Annotated in this window: 14 protein-coding genes; 8 read left to right on the forward strand and 6 right to left on the reverse strand. The window is 71.1% G+C overall.

The genetic code is table 11. The features are described from left to right. The first annotated feature begins 26 nt into the window (after positions 1-26). Complete coding sequence (locus AC3IF1_RS19230; RefSeq protein ID WP_489218899.1) at positions 27-1,730, forward strand: hypothetical protein; 1,704 nt, start codon at positions 27-29, stop codon at positions 1,728-1,730. Positions 1,731-1,799: 69 nt separating this feature from the next. Here AC3IF1_RS19230 and AC3IF1_RS19235 read toward each other — a convergent pair whose 3' ends face one another. Next, positions 1,800-2,402, reverse strand: coding sequence for a PAS domain-containing protein (locus tag AC3IF1_RS19235; protein WP_243969265.1), 603 nt, complete (start codon positions 2,400-2,402; stop codon positions 1,800-1,802). 462 nt (positions 2,403-2,864) lie between these two features. Here AC3IF1_RS19235 and AC3IF1_RS19240 point away from each other — a divergent pair, with 462 nt between their 5' ends. After that, positions 2,865-3,407 (forward strand): hypothetical protein, encoded by a 543-nt coding sequence (locus AC3IF1_RS19240; RefSeq protein ID WP_489218900.1) that lies wholly within the window; start codon positions 2,865-2,867, stop codon positions 3,405-3,407. Between the two features lie 24 nt (positions 3,408-3,431). Here AC3IF1_RS19240 and AC3IF1_RS19245 read toward each other — a convergent pair whose 3' ends face one another. After that, positions 3,432-6,908 carry a PAS domain S-box protein gene (locus AC3IF1_RS19245; protein ID WP_489218901.1) on the reverse strand — a complete coding sequence of 1,159 codons (3,477 nt, stop codon included), beginning with the start codon at positions 6,906-6,908 and terminating at the stop codon, positions 3,432-3,434. A 327-nt stretch (positions 6,909-7,235) separates the two neighbouring features. Here AC3IF1_RS19245 and AC3IF1_RS19250 point away from each other — a divergent pair, with 327 nt between their 5' ends. The 6 genes from AC3IF1_RS19250 to AC3IF1_RS19275 all read left to right on the forward strand — a co-directional run bounded on the left by AC3IF1_RS19250 (position 7,236) and on the right by AC3IF1_RS19275 (position 12,806). Next, positions 7,236-7,484, forward strand: coding sequence for a hypothetical protein (locus AC3IF1_RS19250; protein WP_243969271.1), 249 nt, complete (start codon positions 7,236-7,238; stop codon positions 7,482-7,484). Positions 7,485-7,665: 181 nt separating this feature from the next. Further along, positions 7,666-7,995 (forward strand): hypothetical protein, encoded by a 330-nt coding sequence (locus AC3IF1_RS19255; RefSeq protein WP_489218902.1) that lies wholly within the window; start codon positions 7,666-7,668, stop codon positions 7,993-7,995. A gap of 130 nt (positions 7,996-8,125) precedes the next feature. Beyond that, entirely contained in the window at positions 8,126-9,016 is an 891-nt protein-coding gene (locus AC3IF1_RS19260) for a LysR family transcriptional regulator (RefSeq protein WP_489218903.1), read from the forward strand. 130 nt (positions 9,017-9,146) lie between these two features. After that, entirely contained in the window at positions 9,147-9,917 is a 771-nt protein-coding gene (locus AC3IF1_RS19265) for an HpcH/HpaI aldolase family protein (RefSeq protein WP_243969276.1), read from the forward strand. Positions 9,918-9,927: 10 nt separating this feature from the next. Next, on the forward strand, positions 9,928-11,496 hold the full coding sequence (garD, locus tag AC3IF1_RS19270; RefSeq protein ID WP_489218904.1) for a galactarate dehydratase: 1,569 nt from the start codon (positions 9,928-9,930) through the stop codon (positions 11,494-11,496). Positions 11,497-11,576: 80 nt separating this feature from the next. Continuing rightward, positions 11,577-12,806: a PepSY-associated TM helix domain-containing protein gene (locus tag AC3IF1_RS19275; protein WP_489218905.1), complete on the forward strand. Its 1,230-nt coding sequence runs from the start codon at positions 11,577-11,579 to the stop codon at positions 12,804-12,806. A 76-nt stretch (positions 12,807-12,882) separates the two neighbouring features. On the opposite strand, the gene AC3IF1_RS19280 is transcribed toward AC3IF1_RS19275, so the two are convergent. The 4 genes from AC3IF1_RS19280 to AC3IF1_RS19295 all read right to left on the reverse strand — a co-directional run bounded on the left by AC3IF1_RS19280 (position 12,883) and on the right by AC3IF1_RS19295 (position 19,886). Continuing rightward, positions 12,883-15,066: a TonB-dependent siderophore receptor gene (locus AC3IF1_RS19280; protein ID WP_489218906.1), complete on the reverse strand. Its 2,184-nt coding sequence runs from the start codon at positions 15,064-15,066 to the stop codon at positions 12,883-12,885. Between the two features lie 412 nt (positions 15,067-15,478). Next, positions 15,479-17,275 carry an NADPH-dependent assimilatory sulfite reductase hemoprotein subunit gene (locus AC3IF1_RS19285; protein ID WP_489218907.1) on the reverse strand — a complete coding sequence of 599 codons (1,797 nt, stop codon included), beginning with the start codon at positions 17,273-17,275 and terminating at the stop codon, positions 15,479-15,481. A gap of 214 nt (positions 17,276-17,489) precedes the next feature. After that, positions 17,490-19,259: a diflavin oxidoreductase gene (locus tag AC3IF1_RS19290; RefSeq protein WP_489218908.1), complete on the reverse strand. Its 1,770-nt coding sequence runs from the start codon at positions 19,257-19,259 to the stop codon at positions 17,490-17,492. 111 nt (positions 19,260-19,370) lie between these two features. Beyond that, the gene (locus AC3IF1_RS19295; RefSeq protein ID WP_161393443.1) at positions 19,371-19,886 is read right to left on the reverse strand and encodes an Lrp/AsnC family transcriptional regulator; all 516 of its coding nucleotides are present in this window, start codon (positions 19,884-19,886) and stop codon (positions 19,371-19,373) included. Positions 19,887-20,076: the final 190 nt, after the last annotated feature.

Here is a 20,076-nt window from a genome sequence, read left to right on the forward strand (position 1 = left end):
TCCCCGACCCCGTTGGGTGAGGACCGATGCTGCGCCTGAACCTGCCGAGCGCCCGCGCCACTGCGGCGGCGACCGGTCTCGCCCTCGGTCTCACGGCCGGTCTCGGAGCCGGTCCGGCCCAGGCCCAGACCGTCGCCGAGATGGCCGCGCGCATGGACGCGATGCAGCGCCAGATGCTGTCCATGCAGCAGGAACTCGCCGCCCTGCGCCGGCAGTCCGGCGCGCAGAGGGCGGCGCTCGCCGGCGAGACCCGGGAGCGCCGGGTCCTGTCGCGGGATCAGGCCCGCCTCGCCGCCCGGACCGAGCACCAGCAGCGCGTGGCGCAGGCGGGCGGTCCCGGCGGGGCCCGGCCGGGGGTGAGCGAGCACACGCCGGTGATCCTCGCCAACGACCTCGTCTGCAACGCCGGCAGCTACGCGCTCGGGCCGGCGATCTGCTTCACCCCGGGGGGCTTCGTCGAGCTGGCGGGGATCTTCCGCAACCCCAACACGGTCTCGGACACCGCCACCGACTTCAACGGCATCCCGTTCCGCAACAGCCCCCAGTCCCGCGAGAGCGAGTTCCGCTTCTCCGCCCGGCAGAGCCGGCTGAGCGGGCTGTTCACCGCCCGGGTCGAGCCGACGCTCCAGATCTCGGGCTATTACGAGATCGACTTCCTGGCGGCCGGCACCACCTCGAATTCGCGCGAGAGCAACAGCTACACGCCCCGCGTCCGGCAGATTTTTACAACTGTCGACGCCCTCGATAGCGGCTGGCACGTGCTCGCCGGCCAGGCCTGGAGCCTGGTCACCACGGACCTGTCGGGCATCACGCCGCTCAAGGAGCAGATCCCGCTCACCATCGACGCCCAGTACGTGCCGGGCTTCAATTGGACCCGCAACCCGCAGGTGCGCGTCGTCAAGGACATCGCCCCGGGCCTGTGGGCCGGCCTGTCGGCGGAATCGCCCCAGAGCGTCCTGCCGCCGAGCCCCTTCGCGGCGCCCAGCCTCGTCAATGTCAACAACACCGGCGACGCGGCCGGCCTGCTCAACAATTCCACCACCTACTCGAACAGCAGCGTCCCCGACCTCATCGGCAAGCTCGCCATCGAGCCGGGCTTCGGGCATTTCGAGCTGAAGGGGCTGGTGCGCTTCTTCGACGACCGGCTGAGCCCCACCACCCTCGCTGCCGCGACCCGTCTCCCAGGCCACTCCGACACCGCGGTGGGCTACGGCATCGGCGGCGCCGCGACCCTGCCGGTGATCGACAAGCGCCTCGATCTCCAGGTCAGCGGCCTCGTCGGCCAGGGCATCGGCCGCTACGGCTCGGCGCAGCTGCCCGACTTCGCCCTGAAGGCCGACGGCTCGATCGCGCCGGTCCCGGCCTTCCAGCTGCTCGCCGGCGCGGTCGCCCACGTCCAGCCGGGCACCGACGTCTACCTCTATGCCGGGTGGGAGCACGCGTCCCGGGCGGGCGCGCCGAACGCCACGGGCTACGGATCGCCGACTTTGGTGGTGACGGGCTGCGACGTCGAGGGGGCGGCGAGCGGGACCTGCCAGGCGGAGACCCGGGACATCCGCCAGATCACCGGCGGCTTCTGGCACGACCTGTACAAGGGCGGCTACGGCCGCCTCGTGGCGGGCGCCCAGGTCTCCTACACCGAGCGCGACGCGTTCCGGGGCGCCTTCGGGATCGCCCCCTCCAACCACCTCGTCACCGGCCTGACCTCCCTGCGCTACTACCCGTTCTGAGCGCCGGGGCGGCCCTTCCGACCGAGGGCGCCGCGCATCGCGACGCGGCGCCGGGACCCGCGGGCCCGGTCAGTGCAGCGCGGTGTCGTGCGCGATCCGCTGCCGCGCCGCCAAGTGTCGGCCGATCTCCAGCAGCAGGGTTTCGGTCAGCGCCTGCATGCCTGCGTCGTCGAGCTGCGAGACCGCGTTGTGCAGCGACAGGCACAGGTCGGCGGTCCGGTTGAGGGCGTCGTCGATGCTGGCGCCGTCGCGCTGGGCGAAGGCGGTGCCGGCGGACTTGCTGTCCGAGATCTCGACGATCACCCCCCGGCCCGTGGTCGGCTGGCCGGCCTCGTCCAGGTAGAAATGCCCGCGGGTGAACACCCATCGCAGCCGACCCGCCGGCGAGCAGACGCGGTACTCGGCCGCGTAGGAGCCGCCGGACTCGACGCAATCCAGGATCACCTGCGCAATGTGCGCCTTGTCGTCCGGATGGACCGCCTCCAGGATCTCCGCGAGGCTGACCCCGGCGCGCGACCGGGCGGGGCTGATGTTGAACAGCAGGGCGCTGACCGGATCGGCGCGCGCATCGTCCCTGGCGATGTCCCAGGTCCAGAAGCCGACGCCGCCGGAGGCCTGGAGGGCCGCACAGAGCGCCGCCTCCGACACGACATCGTCCGCCGCCTGATCCATCTGAACTGTTCCTCGCTGGTCGGGGCGGTCCTGCGCCGTGTCGCCCCGTGCCCGTGGCCGTCTCAACTGGAAGTCGATGATCGAGAAAGGCCGGTCTGCCAATAAGCGCCCTTCACAAAACGCCTGCGCCGCCGGCTTCCCCTCCGGCGAGACCGCGCGCCCCGCAGTGGCGGGTGCGAGCCGTCGCGGGTGGCACGTCCATGGCAAGGCTTTGCCGACGCGCCGTTCTTCGTGGGTAGAGTGTGGCCCCGATCGCGGCCCGGACGGGTCGAGAACGCCTTACGGCAACGCTTGCGCCTGTCCATCCTCCGCAATCGCTACTGAGGCGTGGCCATATTATTATTGCTTACCGTGGGTTCATGAACCCGCAGCCCGCAGACGGATATTCTAAACGCAAATTAGTTGTAGGGAAGCTGCCGATTTGGCGCTATGTGATAGCGTCCACCCAGCTCGGAGACTAGGATGCACCGTCTAGCACTCGAATCCGCAGTGCTGTCCCTCCTGGCGTCTACGGTCGTCTTCCCGGCCACCTGCTACGGCAAGCCGAAGCAGGTCAGGTTGCCGATGCTGGAGGTGCCCAATGATCTCGGCATCATCCTCAACAAGCCCAATTTCGGCAGCCGCTCGACGCTGCTGCGGGCGCCGGTCGAGTTGTCGGACGCCAATGACCGGCGGGTCCTGGCGCGGGAACAGCTGATGTGGCAGCGCCTCAACGGCTCCCTCTGCACCGGCTGCGGCGAGACCCAGGTCGTGCGCAAGGTCAATTACGTGGATCCGGTCGCCGTCCTGAACGCGAAGCCCGCCGCCGCGCCGGACAGGGCCGTGGCCCGGTACGCGGCCGTGCCGCCGCGGATCGCCCGCGTCCGTCTCGCCCACCGGCAGCACCGCAATTCGCGGCTGTACGCCTATTACAGCAGGCTGCGCTACGCCGTGCTGAAGTGGCGCCGGCACCACCACCGCCGACGGGTCCGGGCCGTCCAGCACAATCCGGCATCGCCCGCATAGCCACGCGACGCCGCGCGGGCGGGATCAGGCCGCCCGCAGGGCCTCGATCTCGGCGATCGTGACCGCCGTGCGGTCCCGGAGCGTGCCGAGCATCGGGGCGACATCCGCCCCCGACTGGCAGGCCGCCTCGACGGCCCGGCAGGTCTCGGCCAGCGTCGCGAAGCCCACCATGCTGGCCGCCGACACCATCGCGTGGGCGTCCAGCATGAGCCGGTCGCGGCTCGTCTCGGGCGCGGCGGTGCCGAACCGCTGGGACAGCTCCTTGGCCAGCATCGCGAGCAGATCGTTCATCCGCGCCCGGCCGATCATCTGGGTCATCTCGTCGAGGACGGCGCGGTCGATCGTGCCGCCGGGGGACGGCGGCTCCGCGGGCCGGTCGGTCCAGCGGTCGATCGCGGCGAGCAGCGTCTGCGCGCGGAACGGCTTGCCGACATGGTCGTCGAACCCGGCCGCACGCAGCTCGGCCACCTGCTCCGGCAGGACGTTGGCCGTCATCGCCACGATCGGGACGCGGCCCGGTGCATCGCCGAGCGCGCGGATCCGCCGGGTCGCCGCGATCCCGTCCATCACCGGCATCTGCACGTCCATCAGGACGAGGTCGTAGGGCCGGGCCTGGACCGCCGAAACCGCGGCGACGCCGTCGCCCACCACGTCCACCGCGTGCCCGGCCCGTTCCAGGATCGTCCGGGCGAGTTCCTGGTTCAGCGGCACGTCCTCGGCGAGGAGCAGGCGCTTGCCGGTCGCGCTGAGACGGGCCGAGGCGGAGGCCGCCGCGGGCGCCGCCGGGGCGGTCTCGGGCAGCGTGGCCTCGAACCAGAAGGTCGAGCCGCGCCCCACCGTGCTCGCGACGCCTATCGTCCCGCCCATCAGCTCGACCAGCGACTTGGAGATGGCGAGGCCCAGGCCGGTCCCGCCGTACTCGCGGCTGATCGAGCCGTCGACCTGCGAGAACCGCCGGAACAGCCGGTCGCACTTGTCCGCCGGGATGCCGATCCCGGTATCGTCGATCTCGAAGCGCAGGGTCGGCGCGCCGGCCCCACCGCCGGGGCCGGCCAGGACCCGCAGGCCGATATGTCCCGCCGGGGTGAACTTCACGGCGTTGTTGAGCAGGTTGAGGAGAACCTGGCGCAGGCGATCCTCGTCGCCCTCGAGCCAGGCCGGCAGGCCCGGCGTCCGGGTGATGGTGAGGGCGAGGCCCTTGCGCTCGGCCGACGGGCGCACGATCGAGACCGCGTTGTCGATGAGCGCTTCGAGGGCGAAGGGCCGGGGCACGATCTCGACCTGCCCGGCCTCGACCTTCGAGTAGTCGAGGACGTCGTTCACCACCGTCAGGAGCGCCGCCCCCGCGGTGCGGATGTGGTCGGCGTGCCGGCGCGCCACCGGTCCGAGGTCCGTCTCGTCGAGGAGCAGGTCGGCGTAGCCGATCACGCCGTTCAGCGGCGTGCGGATCTCGTGGCTCATGGCCGCCAGGAACTCGCTCTTGGCCGCGCTCGCCCGCTCCGCCTCCAGGCGCGCGGCGTCGGCCGCGGCCTTGGCGGCGAGGAGCGCCGCCTCGGCGGCCTTGCGGGCGGTGACGTCGATGTTGAGGCCCATCATCCGCCGCGTCCGGCCGTCCGGCCCGGGGGCCCCGCGCCCGACGCCGTTGATCCAGCGCACGCCCCCCTCCGCGGTCGGGACCTGGAACTCGATCGAGAAGGTCTCCCCCGTCTCCGCGGCCGCGGCGGCGGTCCGCAGGGCGCACTCCCCGTCCCGGCGATCGATCAGGCTGAGCCAGGTCTGCGCGTCGAGCCCGTAATCCCGGTCGGTCTCGATGCCGTGCAGGCGCGCGCTCTCCGCCGACCAGTCGATCCGGCCGGTGTCGAGGTCGAGGTGCCAGGTGCCCGCCTTGGCGGCCTGCTGGGCCAGATGCAGCAGGCTGCTCGCCTCCTCGACCTCGCGGCGCGCCGTCACGATCTCGTCGATGTCGAGGGCGGTGCCGAGCATCCCGACCATCGTCTCCCCGTGCCAGATCGGCAGGAGCACGAGCTTGTGCCAGCGATAGGCGCCGTCGTGCCGCTGCAGCCGCCCCTCGACCTCGTAGGCGGTCCGCCGTTCGCGCGCCGCGCACCACAGCTGCTCCATCCGCTCCGCGTCCTCGGGATGGTTGCGGGCGATCCGCGCGGCCCGCGACGGGCCGATCGGGCCGTAATAATCCTCGAAGCGCCGGTTGACGTAGGTCGCCTCCCCGGTCCCCGTGCCGGCGATCCAGACGAGCTGCGGCAGCGCGTCCGCCAGCGCCCGGTAGCGCGCCTCGCTCAGGCGCAGGGCGTCCTCCGCGGCCTTGCGGCCGCTCACGTCGCGCAGGGTGGCGACGTAGCCATCCGCCTGGCCCGTCACCCCGTCATGGGTCAGGCTGAAGGAGATCTCCAGCCAGACCCAGTGGCCGTCCCGGTGCCGGTAGCGCTGGCAGGTCAGGGCCCGTTCGGTGCGGCCGCTGGTTAGGCCGTCGAGGACGGTGCGGTAGGCCGCGACGTCGTCGGGATGGACGTCGGCGAGGGGCTGCGTCCCGATCAGCGCCTCCGGATCGTAGCCGAGGACGGCGCGCACGGCGGGGGAGACGTAGCGGCGGCAGGTGCTCAGGTCGGACCAGATGATGATGTCGGTGGCGTTCTCGGCGAGCAGCCGGTAGCGGCGCTCGCTCTCCTCCATCGCGCCCTCGGCGATCCGGTTCTGCGTGACGTCGCTGAAGGTCAGGACCGCGCCGCCATCGGCGAGGGGCGAGCGGCGGACCTCCAGGGTGATCCCGGTGGGCAGGCGCCAGTCGAACAGCGGCGGGAGCGCCCGCAGGTCGCGGCCGACCAGCCCGAGCCGCAGGTCGGATTCCGCCGCCGCGAAGTCGCCCCGGGCGCGCTGGTAGGCGTGGATGTCCGGGAAGGCGACGCCGGCGCGCAGCACGTCGCCCGGCAGGTCGAGCAGCTCCGCGGCGGCGCGGTTGAACACGCGGACCCGCTGCTCGGCATCGAGCACGACGAGGCCCTGGTCCATGCTGTCCAGCGTCCCGTGCAGGAGCCGGTCGGTTTCGTGGGCGCGCCGCTCGGACCGGACGAGGTCGCTCACGTCGAGGAGCATGCCGTGCAGGGCGACGAGCGTGCCGTCGGGTCCGAATTCGGGCACGCCCTGGATGATCGCGTCGAGGTGCGAGCCGTCCGGACGCATGATGCGGGCCCGTGCCTGATAGGGGCTCGCCGGCCGGTTTCCGGACAGGATCCCCTCGACCCGCGCGGTCACGGCGGCGCGGTCGTCCGGATGGTAGCAGGCGAAATGGTCCTCGAAGGCGAGGTCGCGCGCCTCCGGCGCCCCGAGCAGGCGCGCGAGCCCCGCCGACCGGGTCACCCGGCGGCTGAGCGGATCGAGGCGCCACTGGCCGAATCCGGCGGCTCCGTCCCAGGGGGCCGGCTCGCCCGTGGCCGGGGGCGCGGCGGGGCTCGGCGGCGCGACCGGGGAAGGCGCGTCTGTCTGCATCGGCGCTCGCGGATCCGTTCGACCGGCGCGAACCGCGCCCCGAAGCACCGACGGCGGTGCTGAGACGGCAGCTTTCTCACCCGATGGTTGCGGAATCCTTGCCGCGACACCTGCGGCATTCGCGCCGGCCGCTCCGGCACCCTTCGTCATCCCGGCCCGTCCAGGCTGTGGGCGCCCCGTCGGCCCCCGTCGGCCCCGAACACGGCCGGGTCGGTGGGAACCATCCGGGCCGCAAGCGGCTTCCTGGCCGACCCGTGGGAGAATCTACTCCCGCCAACGGTCTCGAGGAAACGCCTGCCCTCACCGGCGGCGAGAGAGGACACCCCCTTGCGCACCACGATTATCACCGCCGCACTGATCGCCGTCTTCGGCAGTGCCGTCGCCCTGCCGGCCTCGGCCGCGCCGATCGGGCCCGGAGCCGCCGCTGCCCCCGCCGACATGGTCACCCATGTTCAGATGGACCGGATGGAGCACCGCATGATGCACCGCCGCATGGAGCGCCGGATGATGCGCCACCGGATGGAGCGTCACATGATGCGCCGCGACATGCGCCACCGCATGATGCACCGGATGTGAGGCCGATCCGCCGCGGGGCCTGCCCCGCGGCGGCACTGCACGGGATGGCCGTCCGGCCTCCGAACCGCCCGCCTGCCGCGTATCGGCGGGCGCCGGCCACCCGCCCCGATCTCACGGCCAAGCCGATCGAACCATTCCCGGTGCGATGCGTTTCACGCCACCGGAAGAAGGATCTGGAACAATGAAGGCGCTTCTGACAGCGGCCGCGGTGAGCCTCGGTATTCTGGGCGTGGTCGGCCCGGTCTCGGCGCAGCCCCGTCCCGATTACGAGGATTACGGCGATCGCGGCCGCGACCGTGTCTATCGGGATCGCGGCGAGGACGAGTACCGGGATCGCGGCTATCGCGACCGGGACGAGTATCGCGGGCGCGCCACCTTCGAGTTCGACGAGCGCGAGTACCTGCGCTGCAATCCGGATGTCCGCCGCGCCATCGCCAACGGCCAGATGGAATCCGGGGCCGCGCATTACCGCACGTTCGGGCGCCGGGAAGGCCGTCGGCTGAGCTGCTGAGCGGACGGGGTGTCGTGGCCGTGCCGAATTCGCCGGTACACGGCCTAACCTGACTGACGTCGCCGCGGGGACGCGGCGGTGGCCACGGATTATGCTCCCGGCCCGCATCGCGGCGCGCACCGGAGCCCCCATGTTCGACTTCAGCCAGCTCCGGTGCTTCGCGGCAGTCGCGGAGGAGCTGCATTTCGGACGCGCGGCGGCCCGCCTGAACATGACGCAGCCGCCCCTGTCGCGGCAGATCCAGGTGCTGGAACGGATCCTCGACGTCCGGCTCCTGGAGCGCACCAGCCGCTCCGTCCGGCTGACCGCGGCCGGGCGCAGCTTCCTTCCCGAGGCGCAGCGGATCCTGCGCCTCGCCGAGGCCGCGACCCATGTCACCCGGCAGGTCGCGGCGGGACGCGCGGGCGTCCTGAAGCTCGGCTTCACGGCGGCCTCGGCCTACGACGTCCTGCCCCGCCTCGTCACCGCGGTCCGGCGGACGCTGCCGGACGTCACCCTCGCCCTGCGCGAGATGGTGAGCAAAGATCAGATCGCGGATCTGCTGGCCGGCCGCATCGACGCCGCTCTGGTGCGTCCGCCGGTGACGCATCCGGACCTGACCGCGATCCGGGTCCTGGCCGAGCCCCTGGTGGTCGCGCTGCCGGCGGCCCATCCCCTGGCGCCGCGCGACCGGCTCGGTCCCGGCGATCTCGGCGGCGCGGCTCTGATCGGCTACGCGCCGAACGAGGCGCGCTACTTCCACGATCTCACCCGCGACCTGCTCGTCGAGACCGGGATCCAGCCGCGGATCGTCCAGCAGCTGACGCAGATCCACTCGATCCTGGCCCTGGTCCGGGCCGCGGTGGGGATCGCCCTGGTCCCGGCGGCGGCCGAGCGCCTGCGCTTCGCGGATGTGGTGTTCCGCCCGCTCGCGCTGTCCGCGCCGCGGCCGGTCGAATTGCTCCTGGCCTGGCGGCGCGACGCGGACGATCCCCTGATCGCGCAGCTGGTCTCGATCCTGTCGGACATGCCGACCGGCTGATCCCGACGGGTGCATCGATGCCGCGCTCGCATCGATCGATCCAGCCTTTGGCTTTGACCTCGGGGCGGAAGGCTGCGCCTGATGGCACCGGACGGCGCGCAGACGCCCGGTGCCCAGGGAGGGACTCGCGATGGACAGCCTCACCAACCGCTTCAAGGCGGCGCTCGCCGAGGGGCGCCAGCAGATCGGCCTGTGGTGCAGCCTCGCCAGCCCGATCTCCACGGAGATCGTCGCCGGGGCCGGGTTCGACTGGCTGCTCCTCGACATGGAGCACTCGGCCAACGACCTGCGGGACATCTACGCCCAGCTCCAGGCGATGATGGAGGGCCCCACCCACCCGATGGTGCGGGTGCCGAGCGATGATCCGATCACCATCAAGCGCATCCTGGATGCCGGCGCGCAGTCGCTGATGATCCCCAATATCGACGATGCCGAACAGGCCCGGCGGGTGGTCGCGGCGACGCGCTACGCCCCCCGGGGCATCCGCGGCTTCTCGCAGGCGCCCCGCGCCGCCCGGTTCGGCCGCATTCCCGATTACCACACCCGCTGCGAGGCCGAGATCTTCGTGGCGGTGCAGGTCGAATCGCGCCGTGCCCTGGACAATCTGGACGCGATCGCCGCGGTCGAGGGCGTGGACGGGGTGTTCATCGGCCCCGGCGACCTCTCCACCAGCCTCGGCTATCTCGGCCAACAGGGTCACCCCGAGGTGGTCCGCACCATCGAGGACGCGGTCGCCCGGATCGGGAAGGCCGGCAAGCAGGCCGGGATCCTGACCCCGAGCGAGGAGCTGGCCAAGCGCTACATCGCCGCCGGCACCCGGTTCACCGCGGTGGGGTCCGATATGGGGCTGCTCGCCCGCAACGCCGAGGCTTTGGCCGGGCGTTTTCGGACGCCAAGTTGAGGGGATGGCGATGCAGGCCGAGAGCGAAGCCCCGTCCCGCGAGCGCCCGTCCGGCGACCTGCCGCGCACGATCCGCCTGAGCGAACGGGACAATGTCGCGATCGTGGTCAACGCCTTCGGCCTGCCGGCCGGCACGGTGTTCCCGGACGGGCTGGAGCTCGTCGAGTTCGTGCCGCAGGGCCACAAGGTGGCGCTCACCGACATCCCCGAGGGCGGCGACGTGCGCCGCTACGGCGAGGTGGTGGGCATCGCCACCCAAAACATCCCGCGGGGCGCCTGGGTGGAGGAATCCCGGGTCGCGACGCCGCTGGCCCCCGCCCTCGACGCCCTGGACCTGGCCACGCGGGTGCCGGCCCCCCTGCCCCCGCTCGAGGGCTACACCTTCGCGGGCTACCGCAACCCCGACGGGTCGGTGGGTACCAAGAACATCCTGGCGATCTCGATCAGCGTGCAATGCGTCGCCGGGACCCTCGACGTGGCGATCCGGCGGATCAAGCAGGAGCTGCTGCCGCGCTACCCCAACGTCGACGACGTGGTCGGCCTGACCCACGCCTATGGCTGCGGCGTCGCCATCAACGCCCCCGAGGCGGTGGTGCCGATCCGGACCCTCCAGAGCCTCGCGCAGAACCCGAATTTCGGCGGCGAGGTCATGGTCGTCGGCCTCGGCTGCGAGAAGCTCGTCTCGGAGCGCCTGCTGCCTGACAACGGCGCGGCCGGGGACGGGGTGGTCCGCCTCCAGGACGAGCGCCACCGGGGTTTTTCCGCCATGCTCGACAGCATCCTGGCGATGGCCGAGGCCCGCCTGGAGGTGCTGAACCGGCGCACCCGCGAGACCTGCCCGGCCGCCGACTTGGTGGTCGGCCTGCAATGCGGCGGCAGCGACGCCTTCTCGGGGGTGACCGCCAACCCGGCTCTGGGCTTCGCGGCCGATCTCCTCGTGCGCAGCGGCGCCACCGTGCTGTTCTCCGAGGTGACGGAGGTGCGCGACGCGATCCATCTCCTGACCCCGCGGGCGAAGAGCCCGGAGGTCGCCGAGGCCCTGATCCGCGAGATGGCCTGGTACGATGCCTATCTCGCCAAGGGCGAGGCCGACCGCCGGGCCAACCCCTCCCCGGGCAACAAGAAGGGCGGCCTCAACAACATCGTCGAGAAGGCACTCGGCTCGGTCGCAAAGTCCGGCACGAGCGCGATCTCCGGAGTCCTGGCCCCGGGGGAGCGCGTCCGCGGGAAGGGCCTGATCTTCGCCGCGACGCCGGCGAGCGACTTCGTCTGCGGCACGCTCCAGCTCGCCTCGGGCATCACCCTGCAGGTGTTCTCCACCGGCCGCGGCACGCCCTACGGTCTCGCCCAGGCCCCGGTGATCAAGGTGGCAACCCGGACCGAGCTCGCCGAGCGCTGGTCCGACCTGATCGACCTCGATGCCGGCCGGATCGCCACCGGGGAGGCTACGATCGAGGCGGTCGGCTGGGAGCTGTTCCACCTGATCCTCGACGTGGCGAGCGGGCGCAAGCAGCCCTGGTCGGACCGCTGGGGCCTGTTCAACGACCTGACCCTGTTCAACCCGGCGCCGATCACCTGAGACCGGGGGGCCCGGCCACGGCCCATGCGTCCCGCGGCGTCGTCAGCTTGGCCGGAAACTGGTAGGCAGCCGGCACCGCCATGACGCTGCCGATTCCCTCCCCCCGGACCGTGCTCTTCCGCCTGCATTGGGCGCTCGGCCTCACCGCCGGTCTCGTGCTCGCCCTGATGGGCCTGACCGGGGCGCTGATGAGCTACGAGGAGGCGATCACCGCCTTCGCCAACCGCGACCGTCTGGCCGTGGTCGCCGGCGACCGCGCGGCGCTCCCGCCGGCGGCCCTCGCGGCGCGGATCGAGGCCCGGGCGGGCGGCCGCCGGGTGAGCGCGCTGACCCTGTCGGACGACCCGCATGCCAGCGTCGCCGTGCGCTTCGCCCGCGATCCGGAGACCCGCGAGCGCCCGCCCGCCCTCTATGCCGACCCCTATGACGGCGCGGTGCTGGGCCCCGTGCGGCTGGAGGCGGCGTTCGCGACGATCCGGGACCTTCATCGCTGGCTGCTGCTGCCGGGCGGCTCGAAGGGCTGGGGCCGCACGATCACGGGGGCCTGCACGCTGGCGCTGCTGGCCTTCCTGGCCACCGGCCTCTACCTGCGCTGGCCCAAGGTCCACCGCTGGCGGATCTGGCTGAAGCCGAGCCTGTCCCGCCCCGGCCGGCCGCGCTGGTGGTCGCTCCACGCTGTGGCCGGGACGTGGCTCATGCCGGTCTACCTCGTCGCCGCGCTCACCGGCCTGACGTGGTCCTACCCGTCCTTCAAGGACGCCGCCGCGTGGCTGCTGGTGGGTGACCGGAAGACGGGCAAGCCGATGCGTGCCGCCGGCCGCAGGGCCGCCCCCGAGGCGCCGGCCGACGCATCCGCACCGGCGGCCGTCGACCGCGCCTGGGCGGCGTTCCGGTCCGGCGCGGGGCGCGAGGCGGGCACCGCGATCCTGACCCTGCCGGAACCCGACGCGAAGGCGATCCGGATCCGCTGGCTGCCGAAGGGCGTCGATGATCCGAGCGCCCGCAACGAGGCGCGCTACGATGCCGCCACGGGGGCGCTCCTGTCGGCCGAGCGCGCCGCCGACGCGCCGCTGGGCCGGCGGATCCTGGACAACATCCTGGAGGTGCATCGCGGCCGCTTCTTCGGCGCCCCGTTCACCCTGCTGTTCTGCCTCGCGGCGCTGGCCCTGCCGGGCTTCGCGGCGACCGGCCTGACCCTCTACGTCCTGCGTCGCCGCGCGGATACGCGGCGCCGGAGCGTCCTGCCGGGGGCGAAGGCCGGGTTTCCGAAGGGCGAGCCCTTCGGCGGGGTTCAGGGGCGGAGCCCCTGAGAGGTCCGGGTTCCGCCCTGGATCCGCACAAGGGCTTGCCCTTTTGAAACCCTGACCGTCCCCGATCCGACCCGGCTCACAGCCGCGCGGTGATCGTCGCCAGCACCGAGAACGGCGCGCCGGGGAGGTTGTCGGTCGGGCTGAAGGGTTGCTCGATGTAGCGCCGGTCGGTCAGGTTGCGCAGGTTGATCGAGAACCGGGCGTGCTCGTCGAAGTCGTAGAACACGGCGGCGTCGAGCCGGGCATAGCCGCCGACCGTGTAGCTGTTGTTGAGGTCGCCGGTGCGCCGTCCGACATAGGTGATCCCGGCCCCGACGTTCCAGCCGCGCAGGAAACCCTCCTGGAACGCGTAGGTCGACCAGATGCTGCCGCTGAAGGACGGCGCTCCCGGCAGGCGGTTGCCGACCGGGTAGACCTGATCCTTGGTGATCCGCGCGTCGAGGAAGCTGACGGCGCCGATCACCTTCCAGCCCGGCAGGATCTGGCCGGCAAGGTCGGCCTCCACGCCCTCCGAGCGCTGCTGGCCGGTGATCACCGAGTAGAGGCTGTTGTTCGGGTCGGTCCCCGACACGTTGTTGCGGGTGATGCGGAAGGCGGCCGCCGACAGGGTCAGGTCGGGGGTGAGGTCGAGCCGGCTGCCGACCTCGTAGAGCTCGCCGGTTTCGGGGGGCGGGTTGGTGACGTTGAGGATGTTGGCGGTCTGCGGCTTGAACGAGGTCGTGTAGCTTGCGTAGAACGTCAGCGGATCCACCGGCCGGTAGACGAGGCCGACGCGCGGCGAGGTGCCGGACAATTGCTGTTCGGGTGGGATCGTGCGCGAGGTCGGAATGCGGCTGAAATAATACTGCGTGCCGGTATCGTAACGGACGCCGATCAACAGTTGCAGGCCGAGGCCGAGATCGATCTGGTCTTGCACGTAGAGGCCGTTCAGCTCGTTCTTCTGCTTCAGATCCGACTGGAATTGAAGGCCGACGATGGCGGATCCGGGAACCGGGCTCAGGAAGTTGACCGACGGGTAGTTGGTGCTCTGCGTCGTGTAGGAATGCCGGTAGCCGTTGCTGTATTCGATCCCGGCCAGCACGGTGTGCCGGAAGCCCAGCAGGTCGAACTTCGCCACGATCTCGGTCTGGCTGTCGACGGAGGCGTAGGTCGAGTAGCCCGCGGTCTCGCGCCGGCTCACCAGCGTGTTGCGGCTGGCGAGCCCGGTCGCGCGTGTCGCCAGGAAGTTGAAGCCGCCCCATTGGGCGTTGAGGACTTCGCGGAGCGTGATGTTCTCGTCGAGGTCATGCTCGACTTTCAGCAGGCCGAAATTCGCCGTGCCGTTGTAGCGGGAGAACGGCTCGCCGTAGTAGCGTGAAATATTGTCGAGCGGGACGCCGCCGTTCCGGGCGACAAGCCCCTCGTCATACTGCGAATCCAGCCGCGTGAACTCGCCGACGAACGAGACCCGGGTATCCGGGCTCGGGTTCCACGTGAAGGCCGGAGCCACGAAGGTCCGGGAATTGTTCCGGTCGCCGAAGTTGCGGAAGGTCGGGTCGGACTGGCCGGCGAAGCTGAGGCGTCCGGCGAGGCCCTCCACCCCCTCGATCGCGCTCGACACCGAGGCCTGGACCCGGCGGAAGCCGAAGCTGCCGCCCTGCAGGTTGATGTCGCCGGACGGCGCCAGCGTCGGCTGACGCGTGACGATGTTGATCAGGCCGCCGGGCTCGCCCCGGCCGTACAGCACCGAGGCCGGACCTTTCAGCACCTCGATCCGCTCCACGTCGGCGAGATCCCGGGTGACCGTCGAGAAGTTGCCGGCCTGGTTCAGGAGCACGCCGTCGATGGCGTAGGTCTGGGTTCTGAAGCCGCGGATGATGAAGGTGTCGCTCCGGCCCTGGATCGTGCCTCCGGGCTGGACGCTGCTGACGTTCTGGAGCGCATCGCCCAGGCGGATGTCCTGCTGGTCGACCAGCACGTCCCGGGGCACCACCTGCACCGATTGCGGCGTGTCGCGCAGGGGCGTGTCGGTGCGGGTCGCCGTGGCCGAGCGGGTGGCCCGGTAGCCGATCACCGGCCCGCCGGCTCGCTCGACCGCGGGACCGGTGCCGGTGACGCTCAGCTCGGAAAGGACAACGTCGCCCGATGGACCGTCAATTTCCGCCTGTACGGAAGTCGTCGCCAGAGAAAACAGAGTCGTCGCGAAAACACGTCCAATGGAGAGACTGTTTCCACGGCACTTGCGGCGAATGCTGTCCGTACGTCTGCGGCCCCCGGGCATAGTTTATAATCGCTCTCAAGAGAAACCGCACCGATCGGGTGTACGGATCCTTGAGCGAAGCGCCGATGATTTTTCAATGCGCGTGCGCGGGATGCGGCTTGGATTCGACCGTTACTTGCCGGACGTGACCAAGCGGACACATTGTCGCATTGGAATAACTCAAGATCGCCGAGCCGATTTGCCCGGACTCCGCAGCGTGCGGAGGCTGCACATCCCGATACGGGATCTCCCGCGCGACAGTCCTGTGGACCCTGCGGCAGGGCGCGTGCACGGGCGGCGAAGCGCGTCGCCCGCCCGGGAAGATGGTGGCCGGTTCGCGAGAGGCGCGGTGCGGTCCGCCCGCGCGGGGGCGGCGGCTCTCGTCCGCCGGATCCCACGGATCCCGGACTTGCGGGATCCGTGGGATCGGGTCTCAGCCCTGCAGGGCCGGCTTGAGGGCGCCGGTCCGCTCGTGGAAGTCCGGGCCGTTGGTGGTGCGGGCCACGTGCCCGGCCCGGATCAGGTAATCGCCGAAATGCTCACCCGGCTGCCGGCCCTTCGCGTAGTCGGCGAACAGCGGATCGAGGGTGTCGCGGATCTCGGAGGCCTGCACGTCCTCCCGGTAGAGCTTGCTCAGCCGCGAGCCGTCGAAGGCGGCACCGAGATAGAGGTGGTAGCGCTCGGGGCCGCGGCCCACGAGGCCGATCTCGGCGATGAACGGCCGGGCGCAGCCGTTCGGGCAGCCGGTGGAGCGGATCGTGATCTCCTCCTCGGCGAGGCCATGGGACGCGAGGCTCTCCTCCAACTCGGTCATCAGGTCCGGCAGGTAGCGCTCGCTCTCGGCCAGCGCGAGGCCGCAGGTCGGCAGGGCCACGCAGGCGATGGAATTGCGCCGGAGCGCCCCCGCCCCCTTGGTGAGCCCGTACTCATCGACCAGCGCCTCGATCGCGGCGCGCTGCTCCGCCGGGACATTGGCGATGATCACGTTCTGATTGGCGGTGAGGCGGAAATCGCCCGTATGCACCTCGGCGATCCGGCGCAGGCCCGAGAGGAACTGCGCGCCGCCCTCGATGTCCTTGATCCGCCCGGAGGGGACGTAGAGCGTGAGATGGTGCCGGCCGTCGTCGCCCTCGGTCCAGCCGAAGCGGTCGCCGTTGTTGGTGAAGGTAAACGGCTTCGGCGCTCCGAGCGGCTTGCCGATCCGCGTCTCCACCTCGGCCCGGAACGCGTCGAGCCCGTAGCGCTCGATCGTGTACTTGAGCCGGGCGTTCTTGCGGTTCTTGCGGTTGCCCCAGTCGCGCTGGACGGTCATCACCGCCTCGGCGACCCTGATGGCGTCCTCAGGCTCCACGAAGCCCATCACGTCGGCGGTGCGCGGGAAGGTGTCGGGCTCGCCGTGGGTCATGCCCATGCCGCCGCCCACCGTGACGTTCCAGCCGGTGACTTGGTTCTTCTCGTCGAGGATCGCGATGAAGCCGAGGTCGTGGGCGAAGATGTCGACCTCGTTCGACGGCGGCACCGCCACCACGGTCTTGAACTTCCGCGGCAGGTAGGTCCGGCCGTAGACCGGCTCGACCTCGGCTTCCTCTTCGCCGCCGGCCACGCGCTCGCCGTCGAGCCAGATCTCCCGCCACGCGCTGGTCTTGGGCAGCAGCGAATCGGAGATGTCCTTGGCGAGCTGGTAGGCGGCCCTGTGGGCGCCGACCTGGGCGGGGTTGGTCGCCGCCATGACGTTGCGGTTGACGTCGCCGCAGGCCGCGATCGTGTCGAGCAGCGTGGCGTCGATCGCCGCCATCGTGCGCTTCAGGTTCGACTTGATGACGCCGTGATACTGGAAGGTCTGGCGCGTCGTGGCGCGCAGGGCGTTCCCGGCATAGGTCCGGGCGATGTCGTCGAGGACCAGCCACTGCTTCGGGCTGATGACGCCGCCCGCGATGCGCAGCCGGATCATGAAGCTGTAGGCCTTGTCGAGCTTCTTCTTGGTCCGCTCGGGGCGCAGGTCGCGGTCGTCCTGCAGGTACATCCCGTGGAACTTCACGAGCTGCCCGTCATCCTCCGAGATCGCCCCGGTGGCGTGCTTCAGGAGGCCGTCCGCCAGGGTGCCGCGGAGATAGCCGCTGGCGATCTTGATGTGCTCGTTCGCCGCGAGCTGGGCCGCCCGGGCGGCCTCGGCATCGGTGATCGGCCGCTCGGTCGGCGGGGTCTCGTAGACGCGCTTGGTGTCAGTCATGGGCGTTCGTCTTCAAATGATCAAACCGCTTGCCGCGGGACCTCCCTCCCCCCTCTGCGGGGGAGGGTGGCCCTCGCGTGAGCGAGGGTCGGGAGAGGGGAGCGCCGGGACCGGAGATGTCGCGACGGGCGATTCATCCTGAACCGTCGCGCTCCCCTCTCCCGCCTGCTCCGCAGGCACCCTCCCCCGCGGAGGGGGGAGGGTTCCGTGTGTCTCAGTATACGTCCTGCTGGTAGCGGTGGCTGCGCTCCAGCGCCGCGACCTGCGCCTCGGCCTCGGCCGGGCTCAGGCCCTTGGCGGTCTCGTAGGCCTTCACCACCGCGTTCCGGACATCCTTGGCCATGTTCTTGGCATCGCCGCAGACGTAGAAATGGGCGCCGCCGTCCAGCCAGGAGACCAGCTCCCGCGCGTGATGGGTGATCCGGTCCTGCACGTAGACCTTCTCCGGCTGGTCCCGGGAGAAGGCCACGTCGATCTGCGTGAGCGACCGATCCTCCAGGGCCTCCTGCCATTCGAGCTGGTAGAGGAAGTCGTGGGTGAAGTGGCGGTCGCCGAAGAACAGCCACGACCGTCCGGGCGCCTCGATGGCGCGGCGCTCCTGCACGAAGGCGCGGAACGGCGCGACGCCGGTGCCCGGGCCGACCATGATGATGTCGGTGGCCGGATCCTGCGGCAGGCGGAAATGGCGGTTCGGCTTCAGCCGCACGCGCAGCTTGGCGCCGTCGCGGATCCGGTCGGCCACGTGGACCGAGGCGACCCCGGAGCGGGCCCGGCCGTGGGTCTCGTAGCGCACCGCCACGATGGCGAGGTGGACCTCGTCGCCGACCTCCTTGCGCGAGGAGGCGATCGAGTAGGCCCGCGGCGGCAGCGGCCGGGTGATGGCGGTGAGGTGCTCGGCCGTCAGCGTCGCCGGGAAGGTCGCGATCAGGTCGATCAGGTGCCGGCCCTCGATCCAGGCCTTGGCCTCGCCGCTCTCGATGAGCCGCTGCGCGTCCGTGTGGCCGGTGGCCTTCACGAAGCGCTCGATCGTGGCGGCCGACAGGGTGGTGATGTCCCGCTCGGCGAGGAGCGCGTTGCGCAGGGCCGCGTCGCCCGAGAGCCCCGCGGCGGTGAGGATCTCGTCCACCAGCTGCGGATCGTTCTCCGGGAAGAGCTCCAGCGAATCGCCCGGCTCGTAGGCCGGGGCGCCGTCCTCGAAGGCCAGCGCGAGGTGGATCGTCTCCTTGTCGGAGCGCGAGGAATTGAGGTTCACGTGCTCGACGACCTCGACCACCAGCGGCTCGCGGCTCGGCTCGGCCTCGTCGTCCTCACCCGCGGCGACGCGGGCGAAATCGACCGCCACCACGTTGTCGGCCGCCTCCGCGGGGGCCAGCGCCTTGAGCGTGGCCTTGATCCAGTCGGCCGCCGGTTTCTCGAAGTCGAGATCGAGGTCGGCCCGCTCGGCGGCGCGCTTGCCGCCCAGGGCCTCGAAGCGCGCGTCCAGCGCCTTCCCGATGGCGCAGAACTCCGCGTAGGAGGTGTCGCCCAGCGCCAGCACCGCGAACTCGACGCCGTCGAGGCGCGGGGCGCCCTCCCCCATCAGCTCGCCGTAGGCCCGCACGCCGCGCGCCGGCGGCTCGCCCTCGCCCCAAGTGGCCGCGATGGCGACGAGCTTGCCGGCCTTGGGCAGGGTCGCCACGTCGAGATCGGCGAAGTCCACGACCTTCGGCTTGAAGCCCTGCTTGCGCGCGAGCTTCGCGACGGTCCCGGCGAGCGCCTCGGAATTCCCCGACTCGCTCGCGTAGATCACCGTCAGCGGCGCTGCGGCCTTGGGCGGGGCGGCCGGCACGGCGGCCGGCTGCCCGCCCGCGGCGTCGAGCCCGGCCAGGAAGCCGGCCAGCCACGCGCGCTGCGTGGGGCTCGCGGCGCCGAGCACCGCGTCGAGGCTGGCGCGCTCGCCGTCCCCGAACGGGGCGGTGCGCGGGAGGAGATTCTGGCGTGACATCAGGTGACCATGTCGGGGCCTACGGGGCCGGTGTCAATCGAGAAACGTTCGTTTTGCAGAACGGGCGAGGATTAGAACATCACATTCGTTGCGCTGCGAAGAAAGAGAAGATCATTCTCCGACCACCGCAAGGACCGGCCCGGTTCCGGGCAGGTGCCGGCCGTTCTTGGGCGGGGCCGGCAACGGCAGGGCGGTGGTGGATTTCACCTTCTCCATGGCGAAGCGCGAGGTGACGTTCTTGAGCGGCAGCACCGCGATCAGGTGCTTGTAGAAGCTGTCGTAGGCCTGCATGTCGGCCACGACGACCCGCAGCATGTAATCCACATCGCCGGCCATCCGGTAGAACTCCAGCACCTCCGGCATGGCCGAGACGGTTGCGGCGAAGCGTTGCAGCCAATCCTGGGAGTGGTCTGCGGTCTCGATGGAGACGAACACCGTCAGCCCGAGGCCCAGCTTCACCGGATCGAGCACCGCCACCCGCCGGTCGATGACGCCGTCGGCCTCCAGCTTCTGGATGCGCTTCCAGCACGGGGTCTGGGACAGGCCGACGCGCTCGCCGATCGCCGCGATGGAGAGCGTCGCGTCCGTCTGCAGCAGGGCGAGAATCTTGAGATCGATCGCGTCCAAGGCTGTCTCCGTGGGGTCCGTCCACGCGGGTGAGGCCCGCGATCGGTACAGGGTCGCCCGGGGGCGGTGAAGAAGATTTTTTCACCTGGGTGCCGCGGGGCCGCGGCGGCCGCTGTGTGCAACCGCACGCCGGACCGCGTCTCCAGGCCCGACAAGCGCGCCGATGCGCCTTGACTTCGTTCGGTATAGC

The organism is Methylobacterium sp. E-012 (genome assembly GCF_057836545.1).

Coding starts and splice junctions, on each gene's coding strand:
- AC3IF1_RS19230 (WP_489218899.1), top strand. CDS start 27: ATGCTGCGCCTGAACCTGCCGAGCGCCCGCGCCACTGCGGCGGCGACC.
- AC3IF1_RS19235 (WP_243969265.1), bottom strand. CDS start 2,402: ATGGATCAGGCGGCGGACGATGTCGTGTCGGAGGCGGCGCTCTGTGCG.
- AC3IF1_RS19240 (WP_489218900.1), top strand. CDS start 2,865: ATGCACCGTCTAGCACTCGAATCCGCAGTGCTGTCCCTCCTGGCGTCT.
- AC3IF1_RS19245 (WP_489218901.1), bottom strand. CDS start 6,908: ATGCAGACAGACGCGCCTTCCCCGGTCGCGCCGCCGAGCCCCGCCGCG.
- AC3IF1_RS19255 (WP_489218902.1), top strand. CDS start 7,666: ATGAAGGCGCTTCTGACAGCGGCCGCGGTGAGCCTCGGTATTCTGGGC.
- AC3IF1_RS19260 (WP_489218903.1), top strand. CDS start 8,126: ATGTTCGACTTCAGCCAGCTCCGGTGCTTCGCGGCAGTCGCGGAGGAG.
- AC3IF1_RS19265 (WP_243969276.1), top strand. CDS start 9,147: ATGGACAGCCTCACCAACCGCTTCAAGGCGGCGCTCGCCGAGGGGCGC.
- garD (WP_489218904.1), top strand. CDS start 9,928: ATGCAGGCCGAGAGCGAAGCCCCGTCCCGCGAGCGCCCGTCCGGCGAC.
- AC3IF1_RS19275 (WP_489218905.1), top strand. CDS start 11,577: ATGACGCTGCCGATTCCCTCCCCCCGGACCGTGCTCTTCCGCCTGCAT.
- AC3IF1_RS19280 (WP_489218906.1), bottom strand. CDS start 15,066: ATGCCCGGGGGCCGCAGACGTACGGACAGCATTCGCCGCAAGTGCCGT.
- AC3IF1_RS19285 (WP_489218907.1), bottom strand. CDS start 17,275: ATGACTGACACCAAGCGCGTCTACGAGACCCCGCCGACCGAGCGGCCG.
- AC3IF1_RS19290 (WP_489218908.1), bottom strand. CDS start 19,259: ATGTCACGCCAGAATCTCCTCCCGCGCACCGCCCCGTTCGGGGACGGC.